Origin of the sequence: Flavobacterium sp. UBA6135 (assembly GCF_002428305.1) — a bacterium.
GTDB lineage: Bacteria > Bacteroidota > Bacteroidia > Flavobacteriales > Flavobacteriaceae > Flavobacterium.
On the sequence record NZ_DIVJ01000039.1, the window covers coordinates 40364 to 61945 of the forward strand.

Here is a 21582-nt window from a genome sequence, read left to right on the forward strand (position 1 = left end):
GTGTTCTATTTAAGGAAATAACAAGTTGGTTAGAATTCGTTATACCTATCTCTTTGTTTCGCTTTCTAAAGATAATTTTATAGTTTCACTTAATGGAATCTCTTTAAAAGTAAGTTGTTCTATCATTCTATCCGTAAATAAAATACCATTTAAATGGTCAATCTCATGTTGAAAAATAACGGCAGTAAAACCTTCAATAACTTCTTGTTTAAAATTCCCTTTTGCATCGAAATAAGAAATTTGTATGGTATAATTTCGATACACATCACCACGTTCATCAGGTATGGACAAACAGCCCTCTGCTCCTTTTCGAATTAAATTGGAACGCCAAACGATTTTTGGATTCACATAATATTCAAAGGGTTCATTGGGTTTATCAAAACGTTGCACCCAAATTATATTTTTATTAATGCCTACTTGAGGAGCGGCAATTCCCACTCCGGGTCTGGCGGGATCACGCATGGCCAGATACATTCGTTTGGCTAAAACCGGAATTAGCTTGTCTTTGGGATTAATATCCGTTGAAACAGCTTTCAGAATTTTCAAATCTGCTGAATCTGTGACTTGCGTCACGCGTAACATCTCCGTTTCCGGACCGGAAAGAATCAAATCTCGTTCTACTTTTGAAAAGCTTTGCGAAAAAGCGGTCATCGAAACCAGTAAAACTACCAAAAACAAACTTACTTTTTTCATCCTATTATGTGTTTACAATTGCTTCAATTTCTTGAATAATTCGCAATGCCAGAGCATCGGCATCATGTTGTGTTGGTGCTTCCGTATAAATACGAATGATCGGTTCTGTATTTGATTTTCGCAAATGCACCCATTCTGACGGGAAATCTATTTTTACGCCATCAATCGTACTAATTTTCTCGTGAGCATATTTTTTTGAAATGGTTTCTAAAATCGCATCCACATCGATTTGCGGCGTCAATTCAATTTTGTTTTTGCTCATATAATACTGCGGATAGGAAGCTCTCAATTCTGCAACTGTCACATCCAAAGCAGCCAAATGTGTTAAAAATAAAGCGACACCAACGAGACTGTCTCTTCCGTAATGCGATTCCGGATAAATGATACCGCCATTACCTTCACCACCGATGATGGCATTGGTCGCTTTCATTAACTCCACTACGTTTACTTCGCCAACCGCACTGGCTTGATAGTTTCCGTTGTGTTTTAACGTGATATCTCTTAAGGCTCTTGACGAAGACAAATTAGAAACCGTATTTCCGGGTGTTTTACTCAATACATAATCGGCACAAGCCACTAAGGTATATTCTTCGCCAAACATTTCCCCGTCGTTGGAAATAAATGCCAAACGATCTACGTCAGGATCCACCACAATTCCGAAATCGGCTTTTTCGGCTACCACTAATTCACAAATGTCTCCCAGATGTTCTTTTAAAGGTTCCGGATTGTGCGGAAAATGTCCGTTGGGTTCGCAGTATAACTTAACGACCTCAACACCCATTTGTTCTAATAATTTTGGGATGATTACACCTCCTGAAGAATTCACACCATCAACCACCACTTTAAATTTTCTTTTGGCAACTGCTTCTACATCAACCAAAGGTAAATTCAACACCTCATCGATATGAATATCCATATAAGCATCATTTTCAGTAATGGTTCCTAAATCATCTACTGCTGAAAACTCAAAAGCTTCCGCTTCGGCTATTTCTAAAATTTTTGCTCCTTCAGCTCCATTTAAAAACTCCCCTTTTTCATTTAATAATTTCAAGGCATTCCACTGTTTTGGATTGTGAGAAGCAGTAAGGATAATTCCACCGTCGGCATTTTCTAAAGGAACAGCAATTTCTACCGTTGGCGTTGTAGACAATCCCAAATCAATCACATCAATTCCTAAACCTACCAAGGTATTCAACACCAAATTGTGAATCATTGGGCCTGAAATTCGGGCATCGCGACCAATTACTACTTTTAGTTTCGAGTTCCGTCCAGAAGTTTCGGGAGCAGGTTGCGAATTTTTTAAAAAAGTGCCATACGCTGAAGCAAATTTAACGGCATCCACCGGGGTTAAATTATCGCCTACTTTACCGCCAATGGTTCCACGAATTCCTGAAATTGATTTTATAAGTGTCATTATGAATCTGATTATATTTTATACAATTTAAAAACTAAAGAAGCAAAGATAAAGAATTGCCATTTTGTAAAACTGATTAAAAATTCAAAATTTAAATTATTAATTCTTAATTTAGGCAAATGAATTTTCTGGCACATATCTTTCTCTCCGGTGAAAACGATTTTATTAAAATCGGTAATTTCATGGCAGACGGCATTCGTGGCAATGATTATCTGGAATTTCACCCTGATATTCAAAAAGGAATTATTTTGCATCGGGCCATTGATACCTTTACAGATGCTCATCCTATTTTCAGAAAAAGCAAGCATCGTTTACACGAGAAATACGGTCACTATTCCGGTGTGATTATCGATATTTTTTATGACCATTTTTTGGCTAAAAATTGGTCCGATTATTCCAACGAAAGTTTAGAAGCTGTAGCCGCCAATTTTTATGAACTTTTGAAATCCAATTATGACACTTTAACCGAACGCACCAAAAACATGATGCCGTATATGATTGCCCGAAACTGGTTTGTAAGTTATGCTTCCATTGAAGGATTATCCATGATTTTATTTCAAATGGATCATCGCACTAAAAATAGAGTTGCCATGCATGAATCGATAGTAGAACTCAAAGAATTTTACTCAGAATTTGAAGATGAATTTACTCGCTTTTTTGAAGAAATTCGATTACATTGCAATGAAAAATTAGCCGCTTTATGAAAAAATGCTTGTTGTTTTTATTTTTTGTTTTCTTAAGCTGTAAAACAGAAAAGAATACTGTTGAGCCAACAGGTTTAGTTACTTCAAAAGCCATGGTCGTTTCGGCTCGTGAAGAAGCTTCTCAAATTGGCGTTCAGATTATGAAACAAGGAGGCAACGCCTTTGATGCGATGATTGCCACGGAATTGGCCTTAGCAGTTTCTTATCCCTATGCCGGAAATATTGGCGGTGGCGGCTTTATGGTGTATCGAAAATTCAATGGTGAAACGGGGAGTTTAGATTATCGAGAGAAAGCTCCTATGGCGGCAACAAAATACATGTATTTGGATGAAAAAGGAGAGGTAATCAAAGGATTAAGTACAGAAACCGGTTTGGCCGTTGGCGTTCCGGGTACGATAGCCGGTGTTTTTGAGGTGCATAAAAAATATGGCACTTTATCCATGGAAACCATTCTGAAACCGGTTATTGCTTTAGCCCGAAAAGGCGTTGTGGTTACAAAAAAACAAGAAGAGCGATTACAGAAATACAGACCCTCCATTATCAAAGCGAATGGGCCTGAAACTTTATTTTCGCAACCTTTCAAAACTAATGACACCATTAAATATGAAGCCTTAGCCCATACGTTGGAACGCATAGCTAAAAACGGACGGGATGAATTTTATAAAGGAGAAACAGCTCAAAAGTTGGTTGCTTATTTGCAATCCAAAGGCAGCATTATTACCATAGAAGATTTGTCTTTGTATGAAGCCAAATGGCGTAATCCGATTGTGACCGGTTATCGGGATTATAAAATTATTTCAATGGCACCACCAAGTAGTGGCGGTATCACTTTAGGTCAGATTTTAAAAATGATAGAACCTTATGATTTAAAAGAAATGGGCCATAATTCAGAAAGCTACATTCAAGTTTTGGTAGAAGCCGAACGACGAGCTTATGCGGATAGAAACCATTTTTTGGGTGACCCTGATTTTGTGAAAATACCGACCCAAGAACTTTTGGATGCTACCTATTTGAAAGAACGAATGGCTACATTCTCCTTTGAAAAAGCTACAAAATCCGAAAAAATTTCAAACGGAACCATTGTTTTTTCTGAAAGCACAGAAACGACACATTATTCGATTGTAGATTCGTTTGGCAATGCCGTTTCGGCAACAACTACTATCAATGATGCTTACGGTTCGAAATTGTATTGTGATGAATTGGGCTTTTTTTTAAATAATGAAATGGATGATTTTTCAGCCAAACAAGGTGTACCTAATATGTTTGGTTTGGTAGGATCTGATGCCAACAGCATCGCTCCACAAAAAAGAATGTTGAGTTCTATGACACCCACTATTGTTGAAAAAAACGGACAATTGTTTATGGTGGTAGGAACACCAGGAGGTTCAACAATTATCACTTCGGTATTGCAAACGATTTTAAATGTTATAGAATTTGATATGAGTATGCAAGAAGCTGTTGATGCACCTCGTTTTCATCACCAATGGTTACCTGATGAAGTGGTTTTTGAACCTGAAAATTTTCAGAAAGAAATTCTCAAAAATTTAAAGTCAAAATCGTATAAAGTTAATCAAAAACAGACACCAATTCTTGGAAAAGTTGATGCCATTTTAGTTTTACCCGATAAGAAACTGGAAGGTGGAGCAGATTCCAGAGGTGATGATAAAGCTGTTGGATTTTAAATAAATTCTATCTTTACTTTTTTAAAGAACTTTTATGTCTAACCCAAAAAAATCAGGTCTGAAAAATTTCATTCGGAAAAACTTTCGAAGGTTGGAAGGGTTTGTCTTTTATTTAAAAACATTTCTTTCTCCGAGACAGTTTATTTATTTGGCTTGTTTTTTAGTGGGTATTTCTTCTGCGTTGGCGGTTATCCTTTTAAAAACATTTGCCCATTGGGTTTATGTTTTTGCTCAATATATTGATTCCATTTTGCATTTGCCTTACAGTAATAGTACGCTTCCCATTATTGGAATTGTATTGACTGCTTTTGTGATCAAAAAATTTTTAGGCGGATCCATTGAGAAAGGTACTTCTCAAATTATGTATGCTGTGGCCAAAAAATCGGGTATCATGCCACGAAAGCAAATGTATGCACAAATCATTACCAGTTCGTTAACTGTAGGTATGGGAGGTTCGGCAGGTTTAGAATCTCCAATTACCATAACGGGAGCGGCTTTTGGGAGTAATTTTGCTCAGAATTACCGCTTGAGTTATAAAGACAGAACGTTGCTTTTGGCTTGTGGTGTTGCCGCCGGAATTGCAGCTGCTTTCAATGCTCCCATAGCCGGTGTTTTGTTTGCTATTGAAGTGGTATTAATGGATGTTAGTATTACCGCATTTATACCTATTATGATTTCATCTGCCACAGGTGCTATTGTTTCAGCTGTTCTTTTGAGAGAAGATATATTGCTTACGTTTAGTCGACAGATCGAGTTTGATTACCACAATCTACCTTTTTATATATTGCTTGGGGTTATGTCGGGTTTTGTATCCATAAATTATGCCCGAACTTTTCGAAAAATTGAGCATTATTTTGAGAAGATGAAAATGGGTCCCATCCGAAAAGCGTTATTTGGTGCAAGTATGTTAGCGGTGTTGATTTTCTTTTTTCCAACGCTGTTTGGTGAAGGATATTCCAGTATTAAAATACTTTCCTCATTGCACCCCGAGCAGATTTTAGACAATACGGTTTTACAAAATTTCAAAGACAATACATGGATATTATTACTCTTTGTTGGAGCTACCATGTTAATTAAAGTTTATGCCACCAGTATCACATTAGGTAGTGGCGGTAACGGCGGTAATTTTGCTCCTTCCCTATTTGTGGGCTCCTATTTGGGATTTTTTGTGGCTTCTTTTGTCAATATGTTTGACTATTTTAAATTACCTGTTTCTAATTTTACTATGGTTGGCATGGCCGGGATACTAAGTGGCTTGTTTCATGCACCGTTGACGGCTATTTTCTTAATTGCAGAAATCACCAGCGGCTACAGTTTGATGATTCCTTTGATGCTTGTTTCATCAATCAGTTTTGCTATTTCTAAACGATATGAACCCCATTCTTTTGACATTAAAAACTTAGCAGATAAAGGCGATGTTTTTACAGACGATCGCGATCGGAATATTTTATCCGGAATTGCTGTTTCCCGATTGATACAAAGTCCGATTCAAACCTTGACATTGCAACCTTCATTAGAAGAATTGACCTCAAAAATTGCAGGCTACAACCAAATGCTTTTTCCTGTTGTTGATGCTAAAAATCATTTGTTGGGCATTATTGAATTTGATGAAATAAAGACACATCTTTTTAATCCTTACAACGTAAAATTCACAACAATCAAAGACGTGATGCGAGCTCCAAAAGAAATTATAGCCTATGATGAAACAGCAGAAACCATTATGGAAAAATTTGAAAATTCAAAAACAGACTATTTACCGGTAGTTAAAAATAAAGAAGTAATAGGTATCATTTCCAAAAATGCATTGCTTGAAGCGTATCGCGAAAAACTGAAAAACATTATAATTGAATAATATCTTATTATCGGATAATAAATTTTTTATTCCAACCGATAATTAGTATCTTTGTGGGGTTATGAGGAAAATAGATACCTCTTATAGGATTGAATTTCAATCAACTTTTGAACGATTGTATGATAAACTGGCGGTTTTAAAACAAAGCAGACCGCTACCGGCTATTGCTTTGCGAAAAATCAAGGAATCATTAACGATTGAGTGGACCTATAATTCTAACAGTATCGAAGGGAATACCTTGACACTGCGAGAAACACAGATGTTACTTCAAGAAGGAATCACTGTAAAAGGAAAATCACTTCGGGAACATTTTGAAGCAAAAAATCACGAAAAGGCGATTGATTATTTGTATACGTTGGTTGATGAAAAGTATGCTTTGCGAAGTATTGATATTTTAAGTTTACACGGATTGGTACTCCGTATGATTGAAGATGATTTTGCAGGAAGAATTCGCAATGGAGGTGTTCGTATTACCGGAGCCAATTTTGTTCCTCCTAACGCCAATAAAGTCTCTGATTTGCTGGATGAGTTAATTGATTTTATCAATACCAATCCGCTTGAATTGAATGATATTGAATTAGCCACTGTATTTCATCACAAACTCGTTTGGATTCATCCTTTTTTTGATGGTAATGGAAGAACCGTTCGTTTAGCAATGAATTTATTATTGATGCGAAAAGGATTTCCGCCCGCCATCATTTTAAAAAATGACCGAAAGAAATATTATGAAGCACTCAATCAAGCCAATCAGGGCAATTATCAAAAATTGATTCTGTTAATGAGTCAGGCTTTGGAACGCACTTTAAATATTTACATCAGTTCCTTACCTGACAATGATTATGATTTTCAGGAAATTTCCAATATTGTTAATGAACCGGATTCGCCATACGGTCAAGAATACATCAGTTTATTGGCCCGACAAGGAAAAATTGATGCTCATAAGGAAGGAAGAAATTGGTTCACCACAAAAAAAGCGATTGAGGATTATATGGCGAATAGGAAAAGGAAAAAATAGTGGTCAGTAGTCAGTTATTAGTGGTCAGTAGCTGCTTACTAAAAACTGAACACTGAACACTTAATTCTGAATACTACTTACTCTTCTCTCCCACAAAATAATCACTTGTGCTTTTAAACAACACATTAAACGTAGTGAGACTACCATAAATTCTAGTGATATATTGTTGTAGGTCAATTTTTTCTGCTTCGTCTAAATTACTTGAATTTATCTTTTGTTCCATCACTCTGATTCTGTCGCGAACCATTGTAATTTTGTGAAAGAACGTATCAATAGGCACTTCTTTATTTTGAGTAGCCGTTCCGGGTTCCATGATTAATTTTCCGCCTTTCCATTTATCAGCAATGGGAACAACTTGTGATACATCTGACCATTTTTGTAAAATATTCTTTAGAGAGCGTTCCACATCATAAAAACTAACGGAATCTACTTCATCTTCTAACGCTTCGATCACTTCAAATTCACTGTCAATTTCAATAGTTTCGAGTCCATTCTCCATAAAAGTTACCCAATAATGTTTAGATGTAACATTTGTCACGACACCTAATCCGAATGCTTCATGTTTTAATCTAGAGCCTATTCCTAATAATTTCATGTTTTTTTAATTTTTTGGTATTGCTATTTTTTTCAAAAATAGAAATTGTTTAACAAATTCTTCTACTATGTATATCAAAATCTTTATGTCAAAATCGTACCTTTGCGTTTTGCCGTAAAAATTTTATGCTAAACCCTGAAGAATCTATCGAAGTTTTAGGAGCTCGAGTTCACAATTTAAAGAACATTGATGTTTCCATTCCCAGAGAAAAACTGGTGGTTATTACCGGACTTTCGGGTTCCGGAAAATCGTCTTTGGCATTTGACACTATTTATGCAGAAGGACAACGTCGTTATATCGAAACATTTTCGGCATATGCCAGACAATTTCTCGGCGGATTAGAACGTCCGGATGTTGATAAAATTGACGGATTATCTCCTGTAATCGCCATTGAACAGAAAACTACGAGTAAAAGTCCGCGTTCCACTGTTGGCACCATTACTGAAATATATGATTTCCTTCGCTTGTTATTTGCCCGTGCCGCTGATGCTTACAGCTACAATACCGGTGAAAAAATGGTTTCCTATTCAGATGAACAAATCAAAGATTTGATTATTGAAAGTTTCAACGGAAAACGCATCAATATTTTGGCACCAGTTGTTCGCTCTCGAAAAGGTCATTATGCCGAATTATTCCAACAAATTGGCAAACAAGGATTTGTAAAAGTTCGCGTTAATGGCGAGATTCAAGATATTGTTACGGGAATGAAAGTGGACCGATACAAAACTCATGACATTGAAATTGTCATTGATCGAATGCAAATTGAATCTGACGAAGATACCGATAAGCGATTGGCTGAAAGCATCAAAACGGCGATGCATCATGGTGATGATGTGATGATGGTGATTGAACATGAAAGCAATGAAGTTCGTTATTTCAGTCGTACTCTGATGTGTCCCACTTCAGGTATTTCCTATCCGAATCCGGAACCAAATAATTTTTCGTTCAACTCCCCAAAAGGAGCTTGTGAAAGCTGTAATGGTTTGGGAACTATCAATCAAATCAACCTAAAAAAAATTATTCCAAATCCGAAAGCATCTATCAAACAAGGTGGTTTTGCACCTTTGGGAGAGTATAAAAACACTTGGATTTTCAAACAGCTTGAAACTATTGGAGAAAAATACGGATTTACGAATGCAGACCCAATTGAAACCATTTCTGAGGAAGCAATGGAGATGATTTTGAACGGCGGTAAAGATAAATTTGCTGTTGCATCCAAAACATTAGGCATTACAAAAGAATATAAAATTGAGTTTGAAGGCATTGCTCATTTCATTAAAAACCAACATGATGAAAGCAATTCCAATTCCATAAAACGATGGGCCAAAGAATTCATGGATGAAATTGATTGTCCGGATTGTCATGGTTCTCGCTTAAAGAAAGAAGCACTTTATTTTAAAATAAATACGCTGAATATTGCTGATTTATCTCAAATGGACATTTCTGAATTGACCCATTGGTTTGCAGCATTAGACGAGCAATTATCAGACAAACAAAGAGCTATTGCCACTGAAATTACAAAAGAAATCAGAGCACGATTGCAATTTTTAATGGATGTTGGTTTGAACTATTTGTCGTTGAACAGAAGTTCCAAATCACTTTCAGGTGGTGAAGCACAACGCATTCGATTGGCTACTCAAATTGGTTCGCAGTTGGTTGGCGTTTTATACATCCTTGACGAACCCAGCATTGGTTTGCATCAAAGAGATAACGAACGCTTGATCAATTCGTTGGAAAATCTTCGGGACATTGGTAATTCCGTTTTGGTTGTAGAACATGACAAAGACATGATTGAACGTGCGGATTGGGTCATTGATATTGGGCCAAAAGCAGGTCGCTTTGGCGGACAAATCATCAGCCAAGGCACGCCAAAGCAATTGTTGTTGGAAAACACAATTACTGCTCAATATATGAGTGGCAAAATGAAAATTGAAGTTCCAAAAAAACGACGAGAAGGTAACGGAAAAGTTTTAAAATTATCAGGAGCCACGGGAAATAATCTAAAAAACGTAACCGTTGAATTTCCATTGGGAAAACTTATTTGCGTTACCGGTGTTTCGGGTAGTGGAAAATCCACTTTAATCAATGAAACACTTTATCCCATTTTAAATGAATACTTTTTTAATGCTGTGAAAAAACCACAACCTTTTAAAAAGATTGAAGGTTTGGAACACATTGATAAAGTCATCGACATTGACCAAAGTCCGATTGGACGAACCCCACGAAGTAATCCGGCAACCTATACTGATGTTTTTTCTGAAATCAGAAGTTTGTTTACGCTAACACCTGAAGCCATGATTCGCGGTTATAAAGCAGGTCGTTTCAGCTTTAATGTGAAAGGAGGCAGGTGTGAAACCTGTGAAGGATCCGGCGTTAGAACCATAGAAATGAGTTTTCTTCCGGATGTATATGTAGAATGTGAAACATGCATGGGCAAACGTTTCAACAGAGAAACATTAGAAATCAGATACAAAGGAAAATCTATTTCGGATATATTGAATATGACGGTTGACGAAGCGGTAGATTTTTTTGAAAACATTCCAAAAATCTATAGAAAAGTAAAAACCATTCAAGATGTAGGTTTGGGTTATATCACTTTGGGACAACAAAGCACAACGCTCTCGGGTGGTGAAGCACAGCGAATCAAATTAGCAACAGAACTTTCTAAAAAAGACACGGGAAATACTTTTTATATCTTGGATGAACCTACCACAGGATTACATTTTGAAGACATTAGAGTTTTAATGGATGTGATTACAAAATTGGTTGATAAAGGAAATACAGTTTTGGTGATAGAACACAATATGGATGTCATCAAATTGGCTGATTATATTATTGATATTGGATTGGAAGGTGGAAAAGGCGGTGGGGAAGTCATTGCGAAAGGTACTCCTGAAGAAATTATAAAAAACAAAAAAAGCTTCACAGCACAGTTCCTAAAAAAAGAATTACTTTAGTATTTGTATAATTTAAAAAGAAAAGAAAAATGTCAGTAGACCAATACGAAAACGAAGACCACAGAATTCAAGAGAAATTCAAGCAAAAAACTTGGAACGAAATACGGACTAATGACTCATGGGCCATTTTTAAGATCATGTCTGAGTTTGTAAACGGATATGAAAGTATGGCCAGAATTGGGCCTTGTGTATCCATTTTTGGTTCCGCACGAACAAAACCCGGTGAAAAATATTATGAATTAGCCGAAAACATCGCCTATAAAATCAGTAAAGCCGGATATGGTGTAATCACTGGTGGTGGTCCCGGAATTATGGAAGCCGGAAATAAAGGAGCACATCGCGGTGAAGGAACTTCGGTGGGATTGAATATTGAATTGCCTTTTGAACAACATTTTAATCCCTATATTGATAAAGATAAAAACCTGAATTTTGATTACTTTTTTGTTCGCAAAGTAATGTTTGTAAAATATTCACAAGGGTTTGTAGTCATGCCGGGTGGTTTCGGAACTTTAGACGAATTGTTTGAAGCCATCACGTTAATTCAAACAAAGAAAATTGGAAAATTCCCTATTATTTTAGTCGGAAGTGAGTTTTGGTCCGGTTTATTAAATTGGATTAAAACAGTAATAATTGAAAAACAAAAAAATGCAAGTCCTTTAGATATGAACCTTATCAAAGTAGTTGATACAGAAGATGAAGTTGTTGCCGAGCTTGATGCTTTCTACAAGAAATACAATTTGAGTCCTAATTTTTAATACAAAGCTGCTTATGCAGCTTTTTTTCATCAAATCAAGCAACCCAATGCACTAATTTGTATCTTTTAATTAGTAAATTGGCAGATTGAAAGCTACAACTTTTTCTATTCACCATTGAAGACACCATTTCGATATCTCATTTGTATAGTCTCCTTACTACTGGTCAATCAAGTAGTAGCTCAGCATGAATTGTACTTGAATGTAGAGTTGCATCCCACTTCAAAAAAGTTATTTGTTCAGCAAGAAATCGTTTTTAAAAATACAACCAAACAGGTTTTACATTCCCTTATTTTAAACGATTGGAATCATGCCTATTCAGATAAAAACACCCCATTAGGAAGACGTTTTTCCGATGAGTTTGTGCGTAATTTTCATCTAGCCAAAGATGATGAGCGAGGCAAAACATCAGATTTGACTATCCTGGATTCTGAATCTTTATTTTTAGATTGGAAAAGAGTTGAAAGACATCCTGATTTGATTGAAGTAAAATTAAGAAAGCCATTAAATCCGGGAGAAAGCAGCAATTTGAAACTTACTTATATTAGTTACATTCCCAAAGATAAATTTACAAAGTTTGGTCACAATGATTCCGGCGATATGTATCTTAAAAATTGGTTTTTAACGCCTTCACGATATGAAAACAATGATTTTGTTCGCTACAGCAATTTAAATTTAGATGACATTCCTAATGCTCAATTTGACGTACAATTAAAATTAAAACTTCCAAAAAATTTAAAATCGTTTTCTGATCTCAATACAAGTGGTGTTAGTGAAGAAGAAATTCATATGGTTTACAATTATTCGGGTAAAAACAGAAATGATTTCAACTTATTTATTGGTCAGCAATTGAATTTCAACAGCTACAAAAACAGCATTGTAGATGTTGTTACTAATTTAAAAGAAAACCGTTTAAGCTCCATCCAAAAGGCCGTTGTTATTGACCGAATTGTTCATTATGTGAATACAAGAGTTGGCAACTATCCTTTTGAAAAAATAACCGTTTCTCAAGTGGATTATGAACGTAATCCGTTTTATGGATTGAATCAATTGCCTTCATTTATCAGTCCGTTTCCCGATGAATTTATTTTTGAATTGAAGTTTTTGAAAACCTATTTGAACAATTTTTTACAAAACACACTTCAAATCAACCATCGTTCTGATAGTTGGGTTCATGATGGTATTCAAGTGTATTTGATGATGCAATATATTGATGAAAATTATCCGGAAATGAAAATGATGGGTACCATTTCCAAGATGAAGCTTTTGAAAAGTTACAATTTAACCAATGTTGATTTTAATGAACAGTATAGTTATTTCTATATGTTGATGGCTCGAAAAAATTTAGATCAACCCATTGGAAACCCTAAAAACAGTTTTATAAAATTCAACGAACAGATTGCCGGAAAATACAGAGCCGGTTTGAGTTTGAAATATTTAGATAATTTTTTAGGAAACAATTCCGTTAATCAATCTATAGCTGAATTTTATGCTGTCAGTTTAGAAAAACAAACGGATCGCTGTGATTTTGAAGATTTACTTCAAGAAAAAACACCAAAATCATTGGACTGGTTTTTTAAGACCATTATTAATTCCAGAGACATTATAGATTATAAATTTAAAGACCTCAAAAAATCAAAAGACAGTGTTGAAATTACACTTAAAAACAAAACAGGCATTACGGTTCCCATTCCAGTTTACGGCATAAAAGATTCAAAAGTTGTTTTTAAAAATTGGATTGAAAATGTTTCCACCGATACCGTTTTAGTATATCCAAGAAATGACATTGATAAATTGGTCATCAATTATAAAAATGAAGTTCCCGAATACAATTTGAGAAATAACTGGAAATCAACAAAACCATTTGTAATTACCAACAGGCCGATAAAATTTAATTTAATGAAAGATTTGGAAGATCCTTTTTACAACCAAATTTTATACGTGCCAACTATCTCTTATAATCTGTATGACGGTTTAACGCCGGGACTTCGATTTCACAATAAAACCATTCTAGACAAACCCTTTGTTTTTGATTTGAATCCGGCATATTCTTCGCTCACCCATTCTTTGGTTGGCAATTTTGGATTGGTTCATTTGCATAACCGAAGAAACCATAATTTATATCAAATTCGCTATTCCATAAACGGTTCTTATTTTCATTATGCACCAGATGCATCCTATATGAAACTAACCCCTATGGCCATTTTAAGAATGCGTCCCAGTAGTTTCAGAGATAATAGAAAAGAGTTTTTTGTATTTCGAAATATTTTTGTGAATCGGGAACAAAACGACTACACCATCTTAAAACCTGATAACGATAGTTACTCTATTTTTAATGCAAAATATATCAACACTAGAACCGAATTACGCGATCATTTTAGTGTGAAATCAGATTTGCAATTGGCTTCTATGTTTGGAAAATCAATGATTGAATTAGAATATCGTAATTTATTTGATAACAATCGCCAATTGAATGTTCGCTTTTTTGCTGGTTCATTTTTATATCGAAATACTAATTCCGATTTTTATAGTTTTGGCATTTCTCAAGCTAACGATTATTTGTTTGATTATAATTTGTACGGAAGATCAGAAACTACTGGATTTTTCAGTCAACAATATGTCGTTGCAGAAGGTGGATTTAAATCTCGATTTGATGATTCTTTTGCCAATCAATGGATTACTTCCATAAATTCCAGTATCAATATTTGGAATTGGATTGAAGTTTATGGCGATGCCGGAGTTTATAAAAACAAGTATTCTTCAGAAAAATTCATCTACAATTCGGGAATTCGACTCAATTTGGTAACCGATTATTTTGAAGTCTATTTTCCGGTTCATTCTACTTCAGGTTGGGAAATTGGTCAAAAGAACTACCAAGAACACATCCGGTTTATGATTACTTTAAATCCTGAAATTCTGGTTGGTTTATTCACGCGAAAATGGTTTTAATTACATCAAACTGCAATTTTAATTAAACATTAATTCGTTAAAAAGCAATTTTCATTGCATTATTGATAAAATAAGCTACTCATTCTATACTTTTTTTATCGATAATTAAAAAATATTTTAAAATCAAAATGACTGATTTATTAGTTTTTTACTTAAATTTGTTCACAACAAGTTATTTTTTTATATGACATCACCTGAAACAACAAAGCCAATGACGTTTGAAGATTTTAAAACTGAGGTTTTAAATGATTATAAAATTGCGGTAGTCAGCAGAGAATGTAGCCTTTTGGGAAGACGAGAAGTTTTGACCGGAAAAGCAAAGTTCGGAATTTTTGGCGACGGAAAAGAAGTGCCACAATTGGCTCTAGCAAAAGCATTTGAAAATGGTGATTTCCGTTCCGGTTATTATAGAGATCAAACTTTTATGATGGCCATTGGTCAATTAACCATTGAGCAATTTTTTGCAGGCTTGTATGGTCACACCGATATTAATTTTGACCCAATGAGTGGCGGAAGACAAATGGGAGGTCATTTTGCTACTCATTCCTTAGATGAAAACGGAAATTGGAAAGATTTAACCAAACAAAAAAATTCAAGTGCTGATATATCGCCAACAGCAGGTCAAATGCCACGACTTTTAGGATTGGCTCAAGCTTCGAAAATTTATAGAAATGTATCGGTTTTACCCAAGAAAAATAAATTCTCAAACAATGGTAATGAAATTGCTTGGGGAACCATTGGCAACGCCAGCACCTCAGAAGGTTTGTTTTTTGAAACGATCAATGCTGCCGGAGTACTTCAAGTACCGATGGTTATGAGTGTCTGGGATGATGAATACGGTATTTCTGTTCACGCAAAATACCAAACAACAAAAGAAAATATTTCTGAAATTCTCAAAGGATTTCAAAGAGATGATAAAAACAAAGGTTATGAAATCTTAACTGTTTTAGGTTGGGATTATCCGGCTTTAGTCAACACCTATAAACAAGCGGCTCAAATAGCTCGTGAGGAACATGTTCCGGTTTTAATTCATGTAAAAGAATTGACACAGCCTCAAGGTCATTCAACTTCCGGAAGTCACGAACGTTATAAAAACGAAGACCGTTTGGCTTGGGAAGCTACCTATGATTGTAATGCTCAAATGAGACAATGGATGCTGGCCAATAACATAGCTACTGTTGAAGAACTTGAGGAAATTGAAACCGCTTCAAAAAAAGAAGTTTTAGAAGGAAAAAAGAACGCTTGGAATGCTTTTGTTGCCCCTGTTAAAAAGGAACAAAGCGAATTGGTTAGCTTATTAGAAACAAGTGCCGCTTCAAGTGTAAATAGAGTATTTATTCAAAAGTATGCTTCCGATTTACAAAGCATTAAAGAACCAATTCGCAAAGACATTATTACAACCGCACGAAAAGTGCTTCGTATGATTGTTGGCGAAAGCAGTCAACCTACTTTAGCGGCATGGATTACAAAATACATTTCGGATGTTCAACCGAAATTCAGTTCGCATTTGTTTTCTGAATCCAATCAAAATGTATTTTCAGTTAAAGAAGTGCTTCCAACTTACGATGAATCGAGCGAAGAAGTAGATGCGAGATTAATTTTAAGAGACAATTTTGATGTATTGTTCACCAAAAATCCAGATGTTTTAATTTTTGGTGAAGACTCCGGAACCATTGGTGATGTAAATCAAGGTTTGGAAGGAATGCAGGAAAAATTTGGAGAACTTCGCGTGGCCGATGCCGGAATCCGAGAAGCAACCATTTTAGGACAAGGAATTGGAATGGCAATGCGTGGTTTGCGACCCATTGCCGAAATACAATACTTGGATTATTTGTTGTATGCCATTCAAATTATGAGTGATGATTTGGCAACTTTACAATACAGAACCAAAGGAAAGCAAAAAGCTCCATTGATTATACGAACGAGAGGTCACCGTCTTGAAGGTGTTTGGCATTCCGGCTCGCCAATGGGAATGATTATCAATGCACTTAGAGGTATTCATGTTTTAGTACCGAGAAATATGACCAAAGCAGCAGGTTTTTACAACACGTTACTAGAAACTGACGAACCGGCATTGCTAATTGAATGTTTAAACGGTTATCGATTAAAAGAAAAAATGCCTACCAATTTAGGAGCATTCAAAACACCAATTGGCGTTGTTGAAACCATTAGAAAAGGTTCAGACATCACATTGGTTTCTTATGGTTCAACGCTTCGTTTGGCTGAACAAGCAGCCAAAGAATTGCAAGAAGTAGGCATTTCATGTGAAATCATTGACATACAATCGTTGTTGCCTTTTGATATCAACCATGATATTCAAAAAAGTTTGGCCACAACCAATCGCTTATTAGTAATTGATGAAGATGTTCCGGGTGGTGCCTCCGCTTATATCTTACAACAGATTATTGATGTTCAAAATGGTTATGATTATTTGGACAGCAAACCTCAAACGTTGGCTGCCAGACCTCACAGACCAGCTTATGGTACTGATGGTGATTATTTTTCAAAACCATCTGTAGAAGATATTTATGAAAAAGTGTATGAAATGATGCATGAAGTTAATCCAAAAGAATATCCAAGTTTATACTAAAAAATGTACCCTAGCCGTTCAAGTTGAGCGGCTTTTTTTTTAGTGTCACAAATAAAAAAAAGTGACTTTCAATTTTGAGTATCTTTGTTGAATGCAAAATTTAATTTCCCTTTTTGAAACTATTGAATCGGTTCAAGTTATTGACTCTTCTATTTCTTATACCGATTATTTACCCATTGATTTATCAATAAACAGTGCATTATTAGCCAATGGAAAGCCTGAAAACGCAAGTGATTATGAGCTTTTAATCAACAATTACCTGCAACAAAACAAGGCCAAAGTTGCTTTTGGTGGCTATTGTGAACATCGTGATTTGTATCAAAGAAGTACCGTTTTCAAGAACACAACTACTGACGAACGGAATATCCACATTGGTTTAGATTTATGGATTGCCGCCGGAACCAGTGTTTTAGCAGCTCTAGACGGAAAGGTTCACAGTTTTCAATACAATTCGAATTTTGGCGATTACGGACCCACCATTATTTTGGAACACGAGATAAATAATCAAAAATTTTATACGCTTTATGGTCATCTTTCGTTAGAGAGTTTAGAAAATTTAAGAATTAATCAAGAATTTAAAAAAGGAACCATTATTGCAACATTGGGTGATGCAACTGTAAACGGAGATTATGCTCCCCATTTGCATTTTCAAATTATTAAGGATATTCAAAATTACAAAGGTGATTATCCCGGGGTTTGCAGCTCCAACGATTTGTCATTTTACAAAGAAAATTGTCCTGATCCGAACTTGCTTTTAAAAATCAAAAAATACTAATGAGAAAAATAATTTTAATTTGTTTAATAGTAGTAATCAGTAGTTGTAAATCAACGAAGGGCGTTATGACTAAAAAAACTACTGACAAACCCAACTATGAAGTTTTAGCTGTCAGCGAGGTAAGTACGATTCAAAAAAACAGAACCTATGAATTAGGCAAACGCGTTTTAATGACATGTAATACTTCTGCTTTCAAACCTTTCAGTTCACAAGAAGCTACCAATGAAGTAATTACCAATATTACTAAAGAGAAAATTTCACTAACTTGTCACAACGTGCTGAGAGGTTTTGGCCAATTCAATGATATGAAATTGGTTGAAGTTATTCGGGACAACACAAACTCCATCACCATTTTCAGGTACCAATGTGACTATGAAAAAAAATACAGAATCAAAGAGCTTCGGGTTTCCATTAATGATGATAACAAAATAACTGCCATTAATTCAAAAGATTGGAAAGATGCATTCAACTAGTGAACTTATCTCTGATTTTTATACGGCATTTCAACAATTGGATGCTAAAAAAATGGCTGCCTGCTACCATGAAGACGCAACGTTTGAAGATCCAGCATTTGGAAAATTGAATTATGAGGAAGTTTGTGCCATGTGGAAAATGCTTATTGAAAGAAGCAACGGACACTTAAAAATTGAATATTCTCAAATCGATGCTAACGATAATTATGGCTCTGTAAATTGGATAGCTAAATACAACTTCAGCAAAACCAATCGAAAAGTCAGAAATGTTATCAAGGCCAAATTTGAATTTAAAAACGGATTAATCTATTGTCACAAAGATTGTTTTGATTTGTGGAAATGGAGTCAAATGGCGTTGGGTTGGAAAGGTTATTTGTTTGGTTGGACTTCCTTTATGAAACGAAAAATTCAATTGCAAGCGAAGAATTCTTTACAACAGTATCTCGCTAAAAATTAAGTGCGTTGGTATTCCAATTTAATTTGTTGTTATATAGTAATTTTCCCTTTTCAACAACAAGCGGACAATCAAAATTATTAGTATATAAACCTCCCGTTCCTAAACCTTGAGGCAAAGAATTATTTTGCAAGAAGGTCCATTGAGCAATTGCGTTTAAACCAATGTTACTTTCTAAAGCCGAAGTAATCCACCAATCTATTTGAAGCGATTCTGCTATTTCAATCCATTCTTTTGTTCCTCGAAAACCGCCTACCAAACTAGGCTTTAAAATGATAAACTGTGGTTTGATTTTAAGTAGCAATTGCCTCTTTTCTTCCTTCAGAAAAACACCAATTAACTCCTCATCTAATGCTATTGGTAAAGGTGTAATTTTACACAGCTCTGCCATCCTGTCAGTATTGTTTTTTACAATAGGTTGCTCTATGCTATGCAGCTTATAACCAGATAATTGCTTTAACTTATCTAAAGCTTCATCGGAAGAAAAAGCACCGTTTGCATCGACACGAATTTCTATCATTTTTTCGTCAAAATGTTGTCTGATAAAATGCAATAAACCCAATTCTTTTTCAAAATCAATAGCACCGATTTTCAATTTTATACAACGAAAACCTTGGACTAATTTTTCTTCAATTTGGGTTTTCATAAACGACTCCTCACCCATCCAAACCAAACCGTTTATTTCCATATTTTTATTTCCGGAAGTAAATTCAGATGGAAATAATTCAAACGGATTTTTACCTTTTAACGACAAGAAAGCCATTTCAACACCAAATTGAATGGACGGAAATTCGATTAAATTATCTAAAAGTACCTCCACTCCCAAATGGCTATTTTGGCAAACCCATTGCAACTTTTCTTCATAATCGGGTCGGTCATCTATGCTTAAAGTTCTCAAAATTCCACATTCACCAATGCCTTTTTTACCCTCATTTTCAAGAATAATAAACCAGGTTTCTTTTTGGGTTAATACGCCTCTCGAAGTTCCGGAAGGTCTTTTGAAATTTAGAATGTATTTTTGATACGTAGCTTTCAAACGAATTTACAATTCAATAAAATCACCAATTTCTAACAACATCAAATCTTTTCCTTTTTCAAAGAATTTCTTGATCGCCTCTTCATGATTAATTTCGATGTAACCAAAAGTATCATAGTGAACCCCTAAAATTTTATCGCAAGCCACAAAATCAGAAGCTAGAATGGCATCTTCCACATCCATGGTGAAATTACTTCCAATTGGAAAAATGGCAAGATCTAATTTAGTTCGCATCGGAATTAACTTCATATCATAAGTTAGGGCCGTGTCACCGGAAATGTAAATATTTTTATGTTCGCCTTCAATTACAAAACCACCTGGATTTCCACCATAACTTCCGTCGGGAAACGAACTTGAGTGAATGGCATTGACATATTTTACAGAGCCAAAATCAAATTGCCAACTTCCACCAATATTCATTGGATGGTTTTGAAAGCCTTTATTCCCATAATAGGTTGCAATTTCCCAGTTGGAAACGATAACCGCATTGGTACGTTTTGTAATAGCTTCCACATCTAAAATATGGTCTTGGTGAGCATGTGTTAACAGTATATAATCTGCTTTTAGGGTATTGATATCAACATGAGTTGCTTTTGGATTTCCACTGATAAATGGGTCAATCAACAGGTGTTTTCCTTTTACTTCAATTCCGATAGAAGCGTGTCCGTAGAATGTAATTTTCATAGCTACTAATTTGTGTTATACAATTAAATCTGAAATAAAATAAATTAAACATAACGACAGCAACAGTGAAAGTAAAAATGTTGCAATGGCCAAACGTTTCAATTCCGGATCAAGATCTCTGGGGTTGCTTGTTCTCTTAACTCGAAGTAAATGAATGATTAAGGGTAAAAAAACAACCACATACAAAAATTGATCAATGGCAAAGTTCTTTATAAATCCGAATGAAAGGGTCAAAAGCATTGCCGTAATCACCAAAAAATAGTGGTATTGTTTTGCTTTTGCTCCGCCCATTTTTACCACGATTGTATTTTTCCCGGATTTTCTGTCTGATTCTTCATCTCGCATGTTATTGAGATTTAAAACCCCCATACTCAAAAAACCAATGGCTACGGCTGGCAACAATAAGTATAAATCAAATTCTTTGGCAAACATAAAATAAGAACCGTAGGTGCTGACCAAACCAAAAAATATAAAAACAAAAATATCGCCATACCCTTTATATCCATAAGCCTCTTTGCCAACAGTATATCGTATGGCGGAAGCAATTGCAATAATTCCCAAAAGAATAAAAAATACGGAATAATAGAAATATTTAAACTCGAAAGCCGAATAAATCAACAACAACGCAGAAATGAACGTCAAAATTGCTGTGATTATTATGGCTTTTTTCATGGCAAGTGGCGAAATAACGCCGCTTTGAATCGCTCTTTTGGGTCCGATTCTATCCTCATTATCTGTACCTTTTACACCATCGCCATAATCATTTGCAAAATTGGAAAGCACTTGCAAACCAATCGTGGTTAAAATTAGAAGTCCGAATATTTTCCAACTAAAAACTTGTGTAGGTGTCAATATTTCTTGCGTAGGACGCGACAAGGCATAAAAACTTCCTACTAATATTCCCGAAACCGAAAGCGGTAATGTTCTAAGACGTGCTGCTTCAACCCAATGTTTCAT

General features: G+C 35.3%; 17 protein-coding genes. 11 read left to right on the forward strand and 6 right to left on the reverse strand.

What is annotated here, in order from left to right; translation table 11 throughout:
* Positions 1 to 45: 45 nt before the first annotated feature.
* Both def and glmM read right to left on the reverse strand, forming a co-directional pair.
* Positions 46 to 693, reverse strand: coding sequence for a peptide deformylase (gene def / locus B3L86_RS10030; RefSeq protein WP_291118420.1), 648 nt, complete (start codon positions 691 to 693; stop codon positions 46 to 48).
* A 4-nt stretch (positions 694 to 697) separates the two neighbouring features.
* Positions 698 to 2107 carry a phosphoglucosamine mutase gene (glmM, locus tag B3L86_RS10035; RefSeq protein ID WP_291118422.1) on the reverse strand — a complete coding sequence of 470 codons (1410 nt, stop codon included), beginning with the start codon at positions 2105 to 2107 and terminating at the stop codon, positions 698 to 700.
* 119 nt (positions 2108 to 2226) lie between these two features.
* Here glmM and B3L86_RS10040 point away from each other — a divergent pair, with 119 nt between their 5' ends.
* The 4 genes from B3L86_RS10040 (at position 2227) to B3L86_RS10055 (ending at position 7360) form a co-directional block, all read left to right on the forward strand.
* Positions 2227 to 2811, forward strand: coding sequence for an acyl carrier protein phosphodiesterase (locus tag B3L86_RS10040; RefSeq protein WP_291118424.1), 585 nt, complete (start codon positions 2227 to 2229; stop codon positions 2809 to 2811).
* Positions 2808 to 4493 carry a gamma-glutamyltransferase gene (gene ggt, locus B3L86_RS10045; RefSeq protein ID WP_291118426.1) on the forward strand — a complete coding sequence of 562 codons (1686 nt, stop codon included), beginning with the start codon at positions 2808 to 2810 and terminating at the stop codon, positions 4491 to 4493. The genes B3L86_RS10040 and ggt overlap by 4 nt, the downstream gene beginning before the upstream one ends.
* A gap of 34 nt (positions 4494 to 4527) precedes the next feature.
* Entirely contained in the window at positions 4528 to 6345 is a 1818-nt protein-coding gene (locus B3L86_RS10050) for a chloride channel protein (RefSeq protein ID WP_291118428.1), read from the forward strand.
* A 61-nt stretch (positions 6346 to 6406) separates the two neighbouring features.
* Complete coding sequence (locus B3L86_RS10055) at positions 6407 to 7360, forward strand: Fic family protein (RefSeq protein WP_291118430.1); 954 nt, start codon at positions 6407 to 6409, stop codon at positions 7358 to 7360.
* Between the two features lie 73 nt (positions 7361 to 7433).
* On the opposite strand, the gene B3L86_RS10060 is transcribed toward B3L86_RS10055, so the two are convergent.
* Positions 7434 to 7955, reverse strand: a complete 522-nt coding sequence (locus B3L86_RS10060) for a hypothetical protein (protein WP_291118432.1) — start codon at positions 7953 to 7955, stop codon at positions 7434 to 7436.
* A 125-nt stretch (positions 7956 to 8080) separates the two neighbouring features.
* Between B3L86_RS10060 and uvrA the strand changes: the two genes are divergently transcribed.
* The 7 genes from uvrA to B3L86_RS10095 all read left to right on the forward strand — a co-directional run bounded on the left by uvrA (position 8081) and on the right by B3L86_RS10095 (position 18908).
* Complete coding sequence (uvrA, locus tag B3L86_RS10065; protein WP_291118434.1) at positions 8081 to 10912, forward strand: excinuclease ABC subunit UvrA; 2832 nt, start codon at positions 8081 to 8083, stop codon at positions 10910 to 10912.
* A gap of 29 nt (positions 10913 to 10941) precedes the next feature.
* Positions 10942 to 11667, forward strand: coding sequence for a TIGR00730 family Rossman fold protein (locus B3L86_RS10070; protein WP_291118436.1), 726 nt, complete (start codon positions 10942 to 10944; stop codon positions 11665 to 11667).
* 114 nt (positions 11668 to 11781) lie between these two features.
* Entirely contained in the window at positions 11782 to 14613 is a 2832-nt protein-coding gene (locus B3L86_RS10075) for an aminopeptidase (RefSeq protein ID WP_291118438.1), read from the forward strand.
* Positions 14614 to 14797: 184 nt separating this feature from the next.
* Complete coding sequence (locus B3L86_RS10080; RefSeq protein ID WP_291118440.1) at positions 14798 to 17203, forward strand: alpha-ketoacid dehydrogenase subunit alpha/beta; 2406 nt, start codon at positions 14798 to 14800, stop codon at positions 17201 to 17203.
* A gap of 91 nt (positions 17204 to 17294) precedes the next feature.
* A complete protein-coding gene (locus tag B3L86_RS10085; RefSeq protein WP_291118441.1) occupies positions 17295 to 17978 on the forward strand; it encodes a peptidoglycan DD-metalloendopeptidase family protein in 684 nt (227 codons plus the stop codon).
* A gap of 65 nt (positions 17979 to 18043) precedes the next feature.
* On the forward strand, positions 18044 to 18451 hold the full coding sequence (locus tag B3L86_RS10090) for a hypothetical protein (RefSeq protein ID WP_291118442.1): 408 nt from the start codon (positions 18044 to 18046) through the stop codon (positions 18449 to 18451).
* Positions 18438 to 18908: a nuclear transport factor 2 family protein gene (locus B3L86_RS10095; protein WP_291118444.1), complete on the forward strand. Its 471-nt coding sequence runs from the start codon at positions 18438 to 18440 to the stop codon at positions 18906 to 18908. Before B3L86_RS10090 ends, B3L86_RS10095 begins: the two co-directional genes overlap by 14 nt.
* Here B3L86_RS10095 and B3L86_RS10100 read toward each other — a convergent pair.
* Genes B3L86_RS10100 through menA form a run of 3 tightly spaced genes read right to left on the reverse strand, consistent with a single transcriptional unit; the run spans position 18898 to position 21582 of the window.
* The gene (locus B3L86_RS10100) at positions 18898 to 19941 is read right to left on the reverse strand and encodes an o-succinylbenzoate synthase (protein WP_291118446.1); all 1044 of its coding nucleotides are present in this window, start codon (positions 19939 to 19941) and stop codon (positions 18898 to 18900) included. The genes B3L86_RS10095 and B3L86_RS10100 overlap by 11 nt on opposite strands.
* A gap of 6 nt (positions 19942 to 19947) precedes the next feature.
* Positions 19948 to 20625 (reverse strand): metal-dependent hydrolase, encoded by a 678-nt coding sequence (locus tag B3L86_RS10105; RefSeq protein ID WP_291118447.1) that lies wholly within the window; start codon positions 20623 to 20625, stop codon positions 19948 to 19950.
* Positions 20626 to 20640: 15 nt separating this feature from the next.
* The gene (gene menA, locus B3L86_RS10110; RefSeq protein WP_291118449.1) at positions 20641 to 21582 is read right to left on the reverse strand and encodes a 1,4-dihydroxy-2-naphthoate octaprenyltransferase; all 942 of its coding nucleotides are present in this window, start codon (positions 21580 to 21582) and stop codon (positions 20641 to 20643) included.

What these genes read in the sequence shown, in the direction of transcription:
- def (WP_291118420.1), bottom strand. Translation starts at nt 693, where the DNA reads ATGAAAAAAGTAAGTTTGTTTTTGGTAGTTTTACTGGTTTCGATGACC.
- glmM (WP_291118422.1), bottom strand. Translation starts at nt 2,107, where the DNA reads ATGACACTTATAAAATCAATTTCAGGAATTCGTGGAACCATTGGCGGT.
- B3L86_RS10040 (WP_291118424.1), top strand. Translation starts at nt 2,227, where the DNA reads ATGAATTTTCTGGCACATATCTTTCTCTCCGGTGAAAACGATTTTATT.
- ggt (WP_291118426.1), top strand. Translation starts at nt 2,808, where the DNA reads ATGAAAAAATGCTTGTTGTTTTTATTTTTTGTTTTCTTAAGCTGTAAA.
- B3L86_RS10050 (WP_291118428.1), top strand. Translation starts at nt 4,528, where the DNA reads ATGTCTAACCCAAAAAAATCAGGTCTGAAAAATTTCATTCGGAAAAAC.
- B3L86_RS10055 (WP_291118430.1), top strand. Translation starts at nt 6,407, where the DNA reads ATGAGGAAAATAGATACCTCTTATAGGATTGAATTTCAATCAACTTTT.
- B3L86_RS10060 (WP_291118432.1), bottom strand. Translation starts at nt 7,955, where the DNA reads ATGAAATTATTAGGAATAGGCTCTAGATTAAAACATGAAGCATTCGGA.
- uvrA (WP_291118434.1), top strand. Translation starts at nt 8,081, where the DNA reads ATGCTAAACCCTGAAGAATCTATCGAAGTTTTAGGAGCTCGAGTTCAC.
- B3L86_RS10070 (WP_291118436.1), top strand. Translation starts at nt 10,942, where the DNA reads ATGTCAGTAGACCAATACGAAAACGAAGACCACAGAATTCAAGAGAAA.
- B3L86_RS10080 (WP_291118440.1), top strand. Translation starts at nt 14,798, where the DNA reads ATGACATCACCTGAAACAACAAAGCCAATGACGTTTGAAGATTTTAAA.
- B3L86_RS10085 (WP_291118441.1), top strand. Translation starts at nt 17,295, where the DNA reads ATGCAAAATTTAATTTCCCTTTTTGAAACTATTGAATCGGTTCAAGTT.
- B3L86_RS10090 (WP_291118442.1), top strand. Translation starts at nt 18,044, where the DNA reads ATGACTAAAAAAACTACTGACAAACCCAACTATGAAGTTTTAGCTGTC.
- B3L86_RS10095 (WP_291118444.1), top strand. Translation starts at nt 18,438, where the DNA reads ATGCATTCAACTAGTGAACTTATCTCTGATTTTTATACGGCATTTCAA.
- B3L86_RS10105 (WP_291118447.1), bottom strand. Translation starts at nt 20,625, where the DNA reads ATGAAAATTACATTCTACGGACACGCTTCTATCGGAATTGAAGTAAAA.
- menA (WP_291118449.1), bottom strand. Translation starts at nt 21,582, where the DNA reads ATGAAACATTGGGTTGAAGCAGCACGTCTTAGAACATTACCGCTTTCG.